Annotated in this window: 12 protein-coding genes; 3 read left to right on the forward strand and 9 right to left on the reverse strand. The window is 61.1% G+C overall.

Features of this window, described 5'->3' with window-relative positions:
• Positions 1-22 precede the first annotated feature (22 nt).
• From zwf to OHL16_RS13625, 7 genes are all read right to left on the reverse strand, one after another.
• The gene (gene zwf / locus OHL16_RS13595; RefSeq protein WP_263367712.1) at positions 23-1,579 is read right to left on the reverse strand and encodes a glucose-6-phosphate dehydrogenase; all 1,557 of its coding nucleotides are present in this window, start codon (positions 1,577-1,579) and stop codon (positions 23-25) included.
• 53 nt (positions 1,580-1,632) lie between these two features.
• Positions 1,633-2,541: a phosphogluconate dehydrogenase (NAD(+)-dependent, decarboxylating) gene (gene gnd, locus OHL16_RS13600; protein WP_263367713.1), complete on the reverse strand. Its 909-nt coding sequence runs from the start codon at positions 2,539-2,541 to the stop codon at positions 1,633-1,635.
• A 16-nt stretch (positions 2,542-2,557) separates the two neighbouring features.
• Positions 2,558-3,193 (reverse strand): HAD family hydrolase, encoded by a 636-nt coding sequence (locus OHL16_RS13605; RefSeq protein ID WP_263367714.1) that lies wholly within the window; start codon positions 3,191-3,193, stop codon positions 2,558-2,560.
• On the reverse strand, positions 3,190-4,044 hold the full coding sequence (locus tag OHL16_RS13610; RefSeq protein ID WP_263367715.1) for an oxidoreductase: 855 nt from the start codon (positions 4,042-4,044) through the stop codon (positions 3,190-3,192). Before OHL16_RS13610 ends, OHL16_RS13605 begins: the two co-directional genes overlap by 4 nt.
• Before the next feature lie 43 nt (positions 4,045-4,087).
• A complete protein-coding gene (rpiB, locus tag OHL16_RS13615) occupies positions 4,088-4,570 on the reverse strand; it encodes a ribose 5-phosphate isomerase B (RefSeq protein ID WP_263367716.1) in 483 nt (160 codons plus the stop codon).
• Between the two features lie 117 nt (positions 4,571-4,687).
• Positions 4,688-6,694: a transketolase gene (gene tkt, locus OHL16_RS13620; RefSeq protein ID WP_263367717.1), complete on the reverse strand. Its 2,007-nt coding sequence runs from the start codon at positions 6,692-6,694 to the stop codon at positions 4,688-4,690.
• A gap of 124 nt (positions 6,695-6,818) precedes the next feature.
• Positions 6,819-9,272 (reverse strand): glycoside hydrolase family 15 protein, encoded by a 2,454-nt coding sequence (locus tag OHL16_RS13625; RefSeq protein WP_263367718.1) that lies wholly within the window; start codon positions 9,270-9,272, stop codon positions 6,819-6,821.
• A 179-nt stretch (positions 9,273-9,451) separates the two neighbouring features.
• Between OHL16_RS13625 and OHL16_RS13630 the strand changes: the two genes are divergently transcribed.
• The 3 genes from OHL16_RS13630 (at position 9,452) to OHL16_RS13640 (ending at position 13,559) form a co-directional block, all read left to right on the forward strand.
• Complete coding sequence (locus OHL16_RS13630; protein ID WP_263367719.1) at positions 9,452-10,066, forward strand: superoxide dismutase; 615 nt, start codon at positions 9,452-9,454, stop codon at positions 10,064-10,066.
• Between the two features lie 418 nt (positions 10,067-10,484).
• Positions 10,485-11,807, forward strand: a complete 1,323-nt coding sequence (locus OHL16_RS13635) for a M50 family metallopeptidase (protein ID WP_263367720.1) — start codon at positions 10,485-10,487, stop codon at positions 11,805-11,807.
• A gap of 159 nt (positions 11,808-11,966) precedes the next feature.
• On the forward strand, positions 11,967-13,559 hold the full coding sequence (locus OHL16_RS13640) for a flavin monoamine oxidase family protein (protein WP_263367721.1): 1,593 nt from the start codon (positions 11,967-11,969) through the stop codon (positions 13,557-13,559).
• A 54-nt stretch (positions 13,560-13,613) separates the two neighbouring features.
• Here OHL16_RS13640 and OHL16_RS13645 read toward each other — a convergent pair whose 3' ends face one another.
• The gene (locus tag OHL16_RS13645) at positions 13,614-14,843 is read right to left on the reverse strand and encodes a DUF3179 domain-containing protein (protein ID WP_263367722.1); all 1,230 of its coding nucleotides are present in this window, start codon (positions 14,841-14,843) and stop codon (positions 13,614-13,616) included.
• A 36-nt stretch (positions 14,844-14,879) separates the two neighbouring features.
• On the reverse strand, positions 14,880-15,245 hold the full coding sequence (locus OHL16_RS13650) for a hypothetical protein (RefSeq protein WP_263367723.1): 366 nt from the start codon (positions 15,243-15,245) through the stop codon (positions 14,880-14,882).
• Positions 15,246-15,328 lie beyond the last annotated feature (83 nt).

Below are 15,328 nucleotides of genomic sequence, written 5' to 3' on the forward strand. Positions count from 1 at the left end.
CTAAAAGCTAAGAACTGTCTTCCTACAGCTTGCGCCACTTGCGGTTCTCGGACTCGAGCAACGCGTCGGCAGCCGACGGTCCCCAGGTCCCCGCGGCATAGTTAGGGAAGTCCTTCATCGGACTTGCCGCCCATGCCTGAAGAATCGGGGTTATCAATGCCCATGTCGCCTCGACGCCGTCGCGGTGCGCAAACAGCGTTCCGTCACCCAGCATCGCATCCAGCAGAAGCCGCTCGTAGCCATTGGCCGACGACTTGCCGAACGCATCCGCATAGTTGAAGTTCATCTCCACCGGGCTGATGTCCATGCTCGGCCCGGGAAGCTTCGCGCCAAAGCGCAGCGAGATGCCCTCGTCCGGCTGAATGCGCATCGAGATGCGGTTCGGCTTGATGCCCTCGCCGCACTGGCCCTCCGCGCCCTTGAACAGCAGCATCGGCGGCTGCTTGAACTGAATCGTGATCTCCGTCACGCGCTTCGCCAGCCGCTTGCCTGCGCGAATGTAGAACGGAACCCCGGCCCAGCGCCAGTTTTCGATCTCGAGCCGCAGTGCAGCGTAGGTCTCCGTCTGCGAGCGCGGATGCACGCGATCCTCCTGCCGGTAACCCGGAACAGGCTTGCCGTCGACGATACCCGGGCCATACTGGCCGCGCACCGTGTCTGCCGGATGGATCGGCGTAATCGCCTTCCACACCTTCACCTTTTCCGCGCGAACAGCCGCCGCCTCAAACGACACCGGAGGCTCCATCGCGACAAAGCTCAGCAGCTCCATCACGTGGTTCTGCACCACGTCGCGCAGTGCGCCGGCCGTCTCATAGAACGGCCCACGCCCTTCGATGCCGATCGACTCGGCCGCCGTAATCTCCACATGGTCGATGTAGTTGCGGTTCCAGACGTTCTCAAAGATGCCATTGGCGAAGCGGAAGACGAGGATGTTCTGCACCGTCTCCTTACCCAGATAGTGATCGATGCGGAAGATCTGGTCTTCATTGAAGACCTTGTTGACTTCATCGTTCAGTGCACGCGCCGATTCCAGGTCATGCCCGAACGGCTTCTCGATAATGGTCCGCACCCACGGCGTCTTGCCGTCCACCTCTTCCGTAGGCTGCGCCATACCATGCTGACCGAGAGAGTTGACGATGTCGGAGAAGTACTCCGGCGCCGTCGCCAGATAGAACAGCCGGTTCCCCTTCGTGTTGAACTTGCCATCCAGTTCCGCCAGCTTCTTCTTGAGCGCGTCGTACCCTCCCGCGTCGTCGAAGTTCATCGTGTGGTACTGAATGCGATCGACGAACGGAGCGAGCTTCGGATCACTCAACTCGACACCGCCGCCGGCGATGATGCCGTCCTTCATGTCTGGAGCGAACGTCTTCTCCAGAGACCGCCGCGCAACACCCACGACGGCGAAGTCCTGCGGCAGCAGGTTCGCCTGCTGCAGGTGATAGAGCGCCGGCAGCAGCTTGCGCTTCGTGAGGTCTCCCGAGGCGCCAAAGATAACGACAATGCAAGGATCCGGCGTGCGCTCGGCGTTCCGTGCAGCCGCGGCAACATCGGGAGTAACTTGAACCTGTGTGGTAGCCATATCGATAACCCTCTTGTCTTCCTGATCTCTTTTGTTTCGTGCTTAGAGTCTTGCTAGTCGGCCTTCTTGACCTCGTGGCCGCCAAACGCGCCACGCATGATCGAGATCATGCGATCCGTAAAGTTATTGACTTCACGCGAGCGTACCCGCCGGATCAGCGACTCTGTAATCACAGGCGCCGAGATGTTCAGGTCGATCGCCTCCATCACCGTCCACCGTCCCTCACCCGAGTCCGGGACCCACGCCTCAAGCCCCGCCAGCGTCGGATTCTTGTCGAGCGCATCCGCCGTCAAATCCAGCAGCCACGACCGCACCACCGAGCCCTTCTGCCAGATATGCGAGATCTGTGTCAGGTCCAGCGCCAGCGGTTCCTTCGCCTTCATGATCGAGAAGCCCTCCGCATACGCCTGCATCAGGCCATACTCGATACCATTGTGAACCATCTTCACGAAGTGCCCCGCGCCCGACGGCCCAACGTGTCCCCAGCCCTCGGTCGGCGAAGGCGCCAGCGCCTGGAAGATCGGCTTCAGCCGCTCCACGGGAGCCTTGTCGCCGCCAATCATCAGGCTGTAGCCCTCCTTCAGGCCCCACACGCCGCCGGAGGTCCCGCAGTCCACATACTCCAGCCCGGTCGCCGTCACAGCCGCATGCCTTCGCTGCGTGTCCTTGTAGTTCGAGTTGCCGCCGTCGATGATCGTGTCGCCCTGTGACAGCAGCCCTTCAAGACTTGCGATCGTGTGGTCCACCGGATCGCCCGAAGGCACCATGACCCACACCGCGCGCGGAGCAGAAAGATTCTTCACCAGCTCTTCGAGCGAGTTCACGCCGAGCCCTCCGCTGGCCGTCAGCTTCGCCGTCGTGTCCTTGTTGTAGTCGAAGCCGACTACCTTGTGACCCGCCTTTTTCAGGCGCTCCGCCATATTGAAGCCCATCTTGCCGAGCCCAATAATTCCCAGTTCCATAATTGATTTCCTTTCCTTAACTAACCTGAACAGTAATGCCGCACTCAGCGAGCGCAGCGCGCAATTGTGCCGGCGACTCGAAGCGAATCGCGTGCATTCCCATCGCCGACGCAGCATCGCAGTTCTCCTGCTTGTCGTCGATGAACAAAGCCGTCTCCGGCGGAAGGCCCGAAACATCTGTCGCTGCGCGGTAGATCTCCGCCAGCGGCTTCATCTCGTGCACAGAGCCCGAGCAGATGAAGTAGTCGAAGTACTGGCCCAGCCCAAACGTATTCAGACGGTACTCATTCAACTCCCGTGATTCATTATTGAGTGTAGCCAGCCGAAACTGCCCGCTCTCCCTGAGCTCCTCGAGGATCTCAAAGCTCTCCGGATGCAGCACCCTGCTCTCCCCGCAGACCAGCTTCCACAGCTCCTCGAAGCTCACCTTCAACTGCGGATTCGCTCCGAGCACCGTCTTCTCGAAAAAGTCACGCGCCGACATCAACCCGCGCTCCCAGAAGTAGTTCACGCTGTCGTGGACAGCCTCATACGCCTTCAAGTCGACGCCAAGCCCTGACAGCACTCGCGCTCGCTGGTTCACGTCCCAGCCATTGGTCAGCAGCACCCCGCCGATGTCCCAGAAGATCGTCCTGATCGGGCCTTCGCTCATTGGCCCTCCGGAAAGTCCGCGCCTACCGTCGTCTCTTCCCACGCGGCCATCTCTTTCTGCCACCTGTCGAGCTTCTCGCGCACACGCTTCAGCGCTCCCGCACCCAGCAGCAGCCGCAGCGGAGGATTCGGCGACTCCACGACCTGCATCATCGCGTGGACCGCCTTCAGCGGATCGCCCGGCTGCCTGCCGTCCTGCTCGTTCATGTACCGGCGCGCATTGCCCGCAGTAGCATCGTAGTCTGCAATTCGCGTCGAGGCCTCAACGCCCGACCGTCCCAGAAAGTCCGTGCGGAACGGGCCCGGCTCAATGATCGTGAGGCGAATCCCAAGCGGAGCAACCTCGCCAGCCAGCGCCTCCGACAGCCCCTCCACGGCGAACTTCGTGCTCTGGTAAAGCCCCCAGCCGGGCCCGGCGGTCACGCCGCCAATCGACGACAGATTCAGAATGTGCCCGCTGCGCTGTTTTCGCAACTGCGGCAGAAACGACCGCGTCACGCGCAGCAACCCGAAGACATTCGTCTCATACATCGGCGCCAATTCTGCCTCGGAGACCTCTTCAATCGCTCCGGCGACGCCGTAGCCCGCATTATTCACCAGAACATCCACGCGCCCGAACCGCTCAATCGTCTTTGCGAGCGCCGCATCCACCTGCGCCTGGTTCGTCACATCCAGCGGCAACGCCAGCGCCTGCTTCGGATACCTCTGTTCCAGGTCCGCAATCTGCTCCACCTTCCGCGCCGTAGCTACGACATTGCCGCCAGCCTTCAACACCTCTTCGGCGAGCAACCGGCCAAAGCCCGTCGAACTGCCCGTGATCACCCAGGTGCGCGGATTGTGTGTCTCAGCCATTCCCTCTCCCAACGATCGTGCTGCCGTTGCGGCGAACCTGCCTCTACAAGCCCAGAGCCGTCCCGGCAACCGGCTGCATGTACTGCTTCTCGATGGCCTTCACCTTGTTCAGACGGCGGACAAAGCGCTCTTCCTTCGCGATAAAGTTCGCCTTCAGATAGGATTCGACGCACTCAAATGCCAGTGCCGCGCCGATAATCCGCGCGCCCAGCACCAGCACATTCATCTCGTCGTGCTCCACGCCCTGGTGTGCCGAGTACGTGTCGTGGCACATGCCCGCGCGAACGCCCGGCATCTTGTTCGCCGCAACACACACGCCCACGCCCGAGCCGCAGATTAGAATCCCGCGCTCCACCTCGCCCGACATCAGCGCCTTGCCTACCAGCGCCGCAAAATCCGGGTAATCCGAGGGCTCTGTGTTGTAAGCGCCCAGATCCTGAACGTCATGCCCAAGCTTGCGGACGTAGTCGCGCACCTCTTCCTTCAGAGGAAAGCCTGCGTGGTCGGAGGCGATAGCGATCTTCATAGGGAAGCCTCTCCCATATCTATTCAACTCTTGGATGCTCGAGAGGGACAACTCGACGCTGCAGCGTACGGATATCGAAAAAGCAACGGGCGAGGGATGCATCCCTCGCCCGCTCTCTTACTTCTTCACCAGCTTCTTTGCTTGCTCAACGATGTGCGCAACGCTGATCCCCAGCTTCTCAAGCGCAATCGCACCGGGAGCAGAAGCGCCGAATCGATCCAGACCGATCACGCCGCCATTGTGGCCGATGTACTTGTACCAGCCCATTGTTGCGCCCGCCTCTACCGCCAGCTTCGGCGTGTTCTCCGGGAACAGGCTCGCCTTGTAGGCCGCATCCTGCTCGTCGAACAGCCTGAAGCTCGGCATCGAAACCACCGTCGCGCCAATGCCCGCCGCCTTCAGCTCCTCAGCCGCCTTCACAATCAGCGAAACCTCCGAACCCGTCGCGATCAGGATGATGTCCTTGCCCGAGGCGTCCAGCGCATACGCGCCCTTCCTCACGCCCTCGCGAACCTTGTACTTCTCGGCATCGATCACCGGAAGGTCTTGACGCGAGAGCGCCATAAAGCTCGGGCTTTTGCGCTCCAACGCCAACTGCCAGCATGCAGCCGTCTCGTTCGCGTCCGCCGGACGGAAGTCCGTCAGGTTAGGAATCAGCCGCAGGCTCATCAGGTGCTCAATCGGCTGGTGCGTCGGGCCGTCCTCGCCCAGGCCCACCGAGTCGTGCGTGAAGATGAACAGCGAGTGCGCGTGCATCAGCGCAGCCATGCGGATTGCCGAGCGCGCGTAGTCCGAGAAGACAAAGAACGTCGAGCCAAACGGAATCAGCCCGCCGTGCTGCGCCAGGCCGTTCACCATCGCGCACATGCCAAACTCGCGCACGCCGAAGAACACATTGCGGCCCTTTGGATCGACATGGAAGTTCGGCGAGTCCTTGAAGATCGTCTTCGTCGAAGCTGTCAGGTCAGCCGCGCCGCCCATCAGCTCCGGAACCACGCCGGCGACTGCGTTCATCACGGTCTGACCTGCGTTGCGAGTCGCAATCGGCTTCTCGGTCGGGAAGATCGGGATCTTCTTCTCCCATCCCGCAGCCAGTTCACCCTTCACCACGCGCTCAAACTCGCCCGCTGGTTCCGGATACGCCTTCTTGTACTCCGCAAAGTTCTTGTTCCACTCCTCGCGGACCTTCTTGCCCTTCTCCTTCGCCTTGGCCCAGTTCTGCGCGGCCTCCTCCGGAACGTAGAAGGTCTTGTCCTCAGGCCAGCCGAGGTTCTTCTTGGTCGCCTTCACGGCCTCGGCGCCCAGCGCCTCGCCGTGCACCTTGCTGGTGCCGGCCTTCGGGCTGCCGTAGCCGATCACCGTCCGCACGCGGATCAGCGACGGACGCGTCGTCTCCGCCTTCGCCTTCTGAATCGCATGCTCCAGCGCGACCAGATCGTTGCCGTCGTGCACCATCTGCACATGCCAGTGGTAGCCCTCGAAGCGCCGTGTCACATCCTCGGTAAAGCTCAGCTCCGTCGGGCCGTCCAGCGAGATCAGGTTGTCGTCATACAGAACGATCAGCTTGCCCAGGCCCAGCGTCCCAGCCAGAGAAGCCGTCTCGTGCGAGATGCCTTCCATCAGGTCGCCGTCGCCGCACAGCACATAGGTGTAGTGGTCGATGATCGGGTGCTCGTCGCGGTTGTACACCGCGGCCAGGTGCTTCTCCGCCGTCGCAATACCGACCGCCATGCTGAAGCCCTGTCCGAGCGGACCGGTCGTCACCTCAACGCCCGGGGCCTCGCCGTACTCCGGGTGGCCCGGCGTGTGCGATCCGAACTGCCGGAACTGCTCCAGCTGCGACATCGGCAGGTCGTAACCCGCCAGGTGCAACACGCCGTACAGAAGTGCCGAAGCGTGTCCATTCGACAGAACGAAGCGGTCGCGGTTGATCCACTTCGGGTCCGCCGGATCGTACCTCATCAGCTTGTGGTAGAGCAGATACGCAATCGGGGAGCAGCCAAGAGGCGCGCCGGGATGGCCCGACTTCGCCTTTTCAACGGCATCGACGGCTAGAAAACGGAGAGTATTGATGGACAGCTGGTCAAGGGCATTCTGCTGGTCTAACTGCTGCTGGTCGCTCATTTTCTTCCTTTTTCGTTCAGGGAGAGGCGCGCACAAGGGCGGCTCTCGATCCATGGTTTGTTTGTGAGGGGCCTGTCGCTATCAGTGTACAGTCTGAACGGGTTAACTGCATCCTCGGGGCCCATCAGGGGCTGGCCGGCGGAGGCTCAACGATTGAGACTTCGACATTTCTTCCCAACCAGCGGGGCTCTTGTCCTTCACCCTGCCAGCAAAGCGTAAAAGCAATCTTTCCCGTCTGAGTCGGCGTCGTGGGGATATCGGCATACGCGCCCGCGAAACCCACGCTGGTCGAGATCAGGTTGTTGACTGTGGCCCAGTTGTCGGTCGAATACACCACTCGGAAGTGTTCATGATCCACAATCCTCAGCGTGTGGCCGGCGCGGAGCAACGTGAACGGCCGTCCCAGCGTGTAGATCTCCACATGGTTCTGGAACCGGCGCTTTCCATCCGCAGGTGTGTATCGCTCCTGAACCGCTGAGATGCAATCGAACACCTTGCCGTCCGTCACCGACCGCAACAGCTTCAGGTACTCCGAGTGCGCCCACACCAGCGGCTGCGCCGAACCAGCCGACCGTCCCAGACATAAGCCCTGTGCAGGAAGATCCTCCTGATCCCAGATCTGCTCCGGCATCATTCCGCCCCTTGAGCTGAACCTCTCCATCGCCGTGATGAGCGGAGCATAGTCGTTCCCCGCGGCCAGCTCATAGTGTGCCCGCTCGCCGGTCAGTAGCGGCCACGCGCGCCCCTGTCCCCAGCCTTCGAACGGTCCGCCGTCCTTCTTCTGCCCATAGCCGTCGTGGTTGTAGCGCCGCCAGCACGGCCCGTTCGGCGTGTCGATCTTCAGGCAATGGTCGATCACCTTCAATGAATCCACAATCAGTGGATCGTCCGCCCGCCGAATCCCGTAGCGCACCAGCTCCAGAAATCCGCCGTCGACTACGTCGCGCGCCTCAAACACATTCCGCTCGCCCGGCTCCCGGTTGGCGATCCGGAACGAACCCACCGGCACCGACGCGTCATAAAACGGCTCCCCCGGGCACGGCGGCTTGATCCGCATATAGTGCCGCTTCACATCCGGATGCAGCACTCCGTCGCTCGTTGTCGTCCACGCATCCAGGTGCGACTCGATCCAGTCCGCATATGTCTCCAGAAACCCGGCCAGCACCGACGAACCATGAAACCGCACGATGTCTGCAGCGCAGATCAGCCCCGAGATCACCGCCGCCAGCGTCGAAGGCGAGTACCCCGCCGTCTCCTCCCACCGCTCCTGCTGCGTCACCGGAGCGTACTTCACCAGAAACGACGCCGCCCGCTCAACAAACGGAAAGACCTCGAAGTCAGCCAGGGCCTCCTGCTTCCACAACCGCCACGCCAGGACGATCGGAAATGCCACCTCGTCGAGTTGAATCCCCTGCCAGTACGGCGTCCCATCGATCCAGAAGTTCTGCGCGAAGCTCCCGTCTGCCCGCTGCGTACAGGCCAGGTACACCAGCGCCCGCAGCGCGGTCTCTGACCTCCCGCACGCCCCCAGCGACGTCGCCGTCTGCACCATGTCGCGCGTCCACACCAGGTGGTATCCGCCCAGGTCCGAGTCCCCCTTCGACGCGCCCCACGGAATCGAAGCCGACGCGATAAACGCCCCTGAGTAGGTCTTGTCCTCATGCGCCAGCAGAAGGTTGTGGCTGATCCGCATCAGCGCACCGCCATCGGTCGCCGCCCCGGCCAGCCGCTCCGGCGAGGCCGCGCGCCCCCACTGCTGCAGGAACCGCTTCTGGTGGTTCTCAAACGGGGTCGCCAGCGTCTGCATCATCCCCGCCAGCGCCGCATGATGACCGTCGCCGAACGCAATCGCAATCGTGAACTCCCGGTGCTTCGCGAGATCGATCTCGCCCATCACAGCAATGTTGCCGTCCAGCGCCTCACCGAACTGCCACTTCATCTTCATATCGCCGAACAGGTCCTGGTAGCCATCGCTCGCGCCTACATAGCCGCACGACGAGCGTGAAAACCCGCAGCTCGCCCCCATCGCCAGCGAAGTCTCCCCCTTCCATGCCAGCAGGCAGCGCTTCCCCGCCACATCCACAGATCGCGCCGAGTTCCCCGCTCCGCCGCCGTTCAGGTGCGGAGCCAGCAGCGCGTAGCACTTCATCCGCGAGAGCACCGCCTCATCACCCTCGACCTTTACGTTCATGATCACCGTCGAAAAGTGCGGATTCGACAGCACCACCTTCGTCACCTTGTAGAGCTCGCCGGACTCTATCGCCGTCCACCGCACAGCCAGCGCATCGCCATCAACGTACTCGAGGCGGTACTTGAGATCGCGCTTCTCCTCGTGGAAGAACGTCTCGCCGTCGGTGAACAGCAGCTCCATATCGCGCGTCTGCGGACGGTCGATCGTCGGGTAGTAGATCTCATTCAGCGTGCCGTGCGACATCGTGTACCACACGCGGCTCGAAGCCGAGTACGCGGTCCCCACAGTGTCCTTGTCGCTCGACGTCCAGCGCGGCTCCAGGCCAGGCGCTCCAAACGCCGGACCATCGTCTTCCAGCCAGCGGTAGCTTGCAATCGGTTCGCTCATCATTTTCATTAGAGCGCAAAACACCCGATCGGGTCACTTCGCCCTGCGAAAGAATCGTGAACCTCACCTTGCGCTATCATCGGGAGGGCTGCGAGCCTGACCAGGTGCATCGCATCCTAACCGGACAGCATCGAATACAGTCAGGCCTGGCTGGCACAACAAAAGACAGGAGATGAAACGTGGCACACGAACTTCCGCCTCTGCCCTACGACTACGCGGCGCTTGAGCCCCACATCGACGAAGCGACCATGAAGCTTCACCATGACAAGCACCACCAGGCTTACGTCACCAATCTCAACGGCGCCATCGAGAAGCACCCCGACCTCGGCTCCAAGACCGCCGAGGAGCTCCTGAAGAACCTCGACGCCGTCCCCGAGGACGTCCGCGCCACTGTCCGCAACAACGGCGGAGGCCACGTCAACCACACCATGTTCTGGCAGATCATGAAGCCCAAGGGCGGCGGCGACCCCACCGGCGACATCGCGGCCCAGATCAAGGCCGACTTCGGCGACTTCGAGTCCTTCAAGAAGCTCTTCAACGAGACCACCGCCAAGCAGTTCGGCTCCGGCTGGGGCTGGCTCATCTTCACCGGCGGCAAGCTGAAGATCGTCACCACTCCCAATCAGGACAACCCTCTCTCGCAGGGCCACTACCCCATCCTCGGCAACGACGTCTGGGAGCACGCCTACTACCTCAAGTACCAGAACCGCCGCCCCGACTACCTCGCCGCCTGGTGGAACACCGTCAACTGGGACGAGGTCAACAAGCGCTTCGCCACCGCAAAGAAAAAGTAACCCAACTCCTAATATCGGAAAAGGGCTGCCCCGAGCAGCCCTTTTCCTTTGCCCAAAATTTAAGGAATTGACGCTACTCGCCGACCCGACTACTCTGGGCTCCCTCCCAGACAGGTCAGGTGTAAACATGCGCAGAGTTGGAGTACTCCAGGACTGGGCATCTCAATTCGCAGCTCCGATCAGAGGTTTCCTGTGCTGGACGTTTGCACTCGCCGCCTTTGTATTCCTTAGAGGAACGCTGCACATACTTTCCGATATTTGGCACCCATCTCATGCGGCGCCCAGTGTCGGGTGGAGAATAGCCCACAAAGCCATAGGTCTGTCGCTTCCCGTGCTGGCCGTTGTCTTTGCAATGGCGTGGTGGACTGTTTGGAGACGGAGGCCCTCGGCGAGGGGATGGGCGCTTGCTGCGAGCCTGGTGAATGTCCTGTTCGGTTGCATGATGTTCTACTTTGCGGGACGCGCCTTCTGGCAAGGAACTGTGCTTCAGCTGACTTTGGGAGTTGCCGGGCTAGTCGTATTCTCGCCCCGCAACCTCACGGCCAGGCTCGCCCAAAAAACTCCTGTGCTGCCGCCCATTCCAGGTGACGGAACCAATGCTCTCCTCGACAAGATGATTTGGATATTCGGACTCGCCGGATACCTCGCAGCCGCCAAGTGGTGGGTGCGCTGGGCCCATTCCGAGGGTCTTGCGAGGTCCTATCGTCCTGGGTCTTACCTCGAACTCCTGCTTGCTCTTTTAGTCGTAACTTTAGTGCACGAGCTTGGTCATACCATCGTGGGCAAGGCCCTCGGAATGAAGCTTCGCGGTTTTGTCGTCGGGCCCTTCGACTGGCACATTCGCGAGGGCAAATGGGAGTTTCGCTTCCTTCCCGCAAAGATCTTTGCATTGGACGGTGCGACTGGTGTCGTTCCCACAACTCTGGAGCACTTTCGCTCCCACCAACTCTGCATGATTGCGGCTGGTCCGGCGGCGAGCCTCATCGGCGGCCTCCTCGCGCTCGGCGCCGCCCTCACCGCGCCGGGAAACTCCTGGGAGCCCGCCTGGCACTTTCTCGCCCGCATCGCCACTCTCTCCCTGCTCGCCTCCATCCTCAACCTCATTCCCTTCCGGGCTAAAAACTCGTACTCCGATGGCGCGCAGATCTACCAGCTCCTGTCGAAAGGTCCATGGGGCGACTACCACCGCGCGCTCTCCATTGTCGCTTCCACCCTCGTCACGCCGCTGCGCCCCCGCGATTACGACATCGAAGCGATCCAGCGGGCAGCCGCCTGCATTGCACAAGGACAACGAGGGCTGCTTCTGCGTCTCCATGCTTCTTCGTACTATCTTGATCGCGGCCAGATTACCGAGGCCACACAGTCGCTGGCCGAGGCGGAAGCAATCTATCGGGACTCCGCCCAGAACATCTCAGCCGAATTGCACACCGCGTTCGTCTTCCGCACAGCTTTTCTGCGGCGCGACGCCGCCGCTGCGCGCCTCTGGTGGCAGCGCATGGAAGCCAAAAATCCGACTCGCTTCAATGTCGATTACTGGCTGGCTCGCAGCGCACTCTGCTGGGTCGAACACCATCTCGATGAAGCACAGGAAGCGTGGCACAAAGCCTTCGCGTTGGCGCAGCAGCTACCGAAGGCCGGAGCTTACGAATACGACCGCTATCGCGCCACACTGTTGTGGCGGGCCTTGGATCAGTCCCTTTCAGCCCGCCTGACCCAGGACCAGCCCACAACAACGCGATGAGGGAGCAAGCGAAGAACTGCCGCGGGCAGCCCTCATCCTTTGCCTGGAACCCTTTCCAAGTCGATATTGCGCAGCCCGAGTGCGACCTATAAGCTTCTTCCTGCTATTCCACACCGAAGAGGGCCCACAGAACATTGTCACCGTAACGGAGTACTCTCTATGAGCTTCACTCGGCGCACCTTCATCCAGCGCATGGCACAGATCGGCGGCTACTCCGCCGCCTTCGCTACCATGCAGGCCCTCGGACTCATCCCCCCGGTCGGCGCATCTCCGCTTCCACAGCTCCCCGCCGACTTCGGCAAGGGAAAGAAAGTCGTCATCCTCGGCGCAGGAATCGCCGGCCTTGTCTCCGCCTACGAGCTCCGCAGAGCCGGCTTCGAATGCACCATCCTCGAAGCCCGCAACCGCCCCGGCGGCCGCTCCTGGTCCGTCCGCAACGGCACTAAGGTCGAGTTCACCGACGGCACTGTCCAGACCTGCGACTGGCAGAGCGGCGGCTATTTCAACCCCGGACCCGCCCGCATCCCCTCCATCCACACCCATCTCCTCGGATACTGCCAGGAGCTGGGTGTCCCCCTCGAAGTCGAGGTCAACACCTCCCGCTCCGCCTTGATGCAGGCCGACGTTCTCAATGGAGGAACGGCCGTCCAGCAGCGTCAGGTCGTCTACGACACGCGCGGCTACCTCGCCGAGCTCCTCGCCAAAGCCATCAACAAGCACACCCTCGACGACGAACTCTCAAAGGAAGACCTCGCCCGCCTCCTCGACTTCGTCCGCGACTTCGGCGACCTCAACAACAACGACCGCTACATCGGCACCACCCGCGCCGGCTTCACCACGCCTCCCGGCGCAGGCCCGGCACAGACGGTCTTGCACAAGCCGTTGAAGTTCACCGAGCTCCTCGCCGCCAACTTCTCCTTCGGCGAGTTCTACGAGGAGCAGATCGACTGGCAGGCCACAATGTTCCAGCCCATCGGCGGCATGGATCGCATCCCCTACGCCTTCGCGCGTGCGCTTCCGGCAGAGATCATCCTCTACGACTCTCCCGTCGCAGAGATCACTACCGGCGACAACAACGTTGTCATCGCCTACACCAGATCCGGCGCGCCCCAGACCCTCACCGCCGACTTCTGCATCTGCACCATGCCCATCTCCGTCCTTGCCCAGACAAAGAACAACTTCTCCCCCGAGACCCAGAAGGCCTTCACCGGCATGCCCTTGATCGCCCTCTACAAGATCGCCTGGGAGTCGCCACGCTTCTGGGAGAAGGAAAACAACATCTACGGCGGAATCTCCTTCCTCCACGACACCGTCGACCTCGTCTGGTACCCCACCGATAAGCTCTTCTCGCCTGCCGGGGTCCTGGTTGCCGGTTTCGGCTCCGAGCGCGAAGACACCGCTGGCACAGCCCGGGGGGGCACTTTCACGAGCAAGCCCACTCATTTCGGAGCTCTCTCCACGGAGGCCAAGCTCGAAGCCTCCCGCGCCGCCGTCGAAAAACTCCACCCCGGCCGCTCTCACCTTCTCACCAAACCCATCTACGTCAGTTGGTCGAAGATCCCCTATTCCCTCGGCTGCTTCGCCAACATCTACCTCGACAGCAGCGGCCCCGCGTATGCCCAGCTCGACAAGCCGCAGGGCCGCACCTACTTCGCCGGAGACTACCTCTCTCACCTCGTAGGCTGGCAGGAAGGCGCAATCCTCTCCGCCCACCACGCCATCGAACGCATCGCCAGACAAATCCAAACCTAGGTCATTTCGACGATGTTGCCGATCGATTCTGGGACCCGTGTTTTGTAGAACTCTTCAGCCCCTGAAAACCGCCGTCTCAGGATGATGGTTCATCCAGTCGAACCAGTAATCTTTGTTGGCGTCGATCTCCTTCAGGCATCGTCCCGCAAGCTTTCCATCCACCGCGCATCCTTGAAAGTTCCACCCACTCCCCGTCTCGGCATCCTGCATCACTCTGTCACCTTCGCCTCGGGCAAACGTAAGCTCCGCAGCCTCGAACACCCGAATGGAAGCTCCATCCGATCCCACCACAACCACCACCGGCGAATCCGCCACTTGATCCTGAATCAACTTTGCCGCCAGAATCGAGTCGATCGGGTAGGCCTTATTCTTCCCCGCCACCGTCACCCCCAGCATCAACTGATGCGGCCCAATTCCTGACTTTTTCGTATCCACCATCGCCGGAGTCTTCTCGACATAGCTTTCCCAGCCCTTCTTCTCATACTCCGGGACATACGGCGCATCCGGCTTCAGCACATCTCCCTGTGGCTGCTCCTTACGCCACAGCGCAAACGTTAGCTCGCTGCTGTGAATCAGATTCAGATGCCTCCCCTTCAACGGCCCAAAGATCGCCTCTCCCGTGCTCTGTTGCCAGACGCTGTGCGTCTCCTCATCGCGCATCAGTGCATTCCCATTGTTGATTCCCGCCAGCCGAAAATGCAGCCTCTTCCCATCAACCACGGGATCCCAGACCAGCCCCGTGTGGCACAGCGTGCAGTACGTCACCGTAATAGGCACTCCGCCCACTGTGTCATTCACGATATGGTGGTACCCCATCGTCAGAATCGGGTATGCGCGCGCATGCTCACCAAGCCGCACGGCCAGCACTCTGTCATCCGGAGCAACCGGTACCGTATCCGCACTCCCAAACGCCGGCGCATCGTACGGATGAAACATCTTCTCGAAGATATTCACATGCGTCAGGCAAGCTCCTGCGATTGCAATCATGCACAGACTGATCATCGCGATCCGAAACCACAGCCGTCTCAACCCTCCAGCAACTCTCTTCCACGACCAGATCGTCACCGCCACAAGCCACGCCACGCACAAACCCGAAATCCACGGCCCCGCATCGTGAAACCAAAGCGCCACGGTCAACGCCGTGGGATCCTGAGGACGAAACGGCCGGATCACATGCATCGGAATCCACACGCACGCCGCCGACACTAAGGCACACCCCAGTCCAAGCGCGAGCCACAACCACGTCCTCGTTCCTACCCTCTGCTCTTCCAATACCTGTGCCATCGATGCCTCGCTCCGATTTGATGTGCCCGGTTCAAATTACTTTGAAATCCTCTCGATGACCATTGCATGCGAACCGTTGCGGACATAGTCCTTCCCGGTGACCGTGACATGCTCACCCGCAAACGGCATCAACTTCGAGTTTTGAGAGGAGGAGGGCGTTTTACTGTCGATGGGGAGGAAAATGGTGCCGTCATCGCGAAGGATAACGAGTGGAGAACCATTCTTTGCACATGCCTTGGCACACGCCACGCCGATCGGCTTGTCGAGTCCCTTGGTATAGGCGCACGCCGAATCGATCACCCAACCGGAGACCGTGATATTTGCCCCCTGATCTGCCGCGACCGCGAAACAGGATACTCCGATGAAAGTTGATGCCAGGAACTTACGGTATGCGCCAATCATTCCATCACCTCCAGAGCGAAGTTTTCACTGACCGCCTATCTTAGGCTGAGCGCTCCACAATCACCATCAACCAAAAGATTGAT

The organism is Edaphobacter bradus, from assembly GCF_025685645.1.
Lineage (GTDB): Bacteria > Acidobacteriota > Terriglobia > Terriglobales > Acidobacteriaceae > Edaphobacter > Edaphobacter bradus.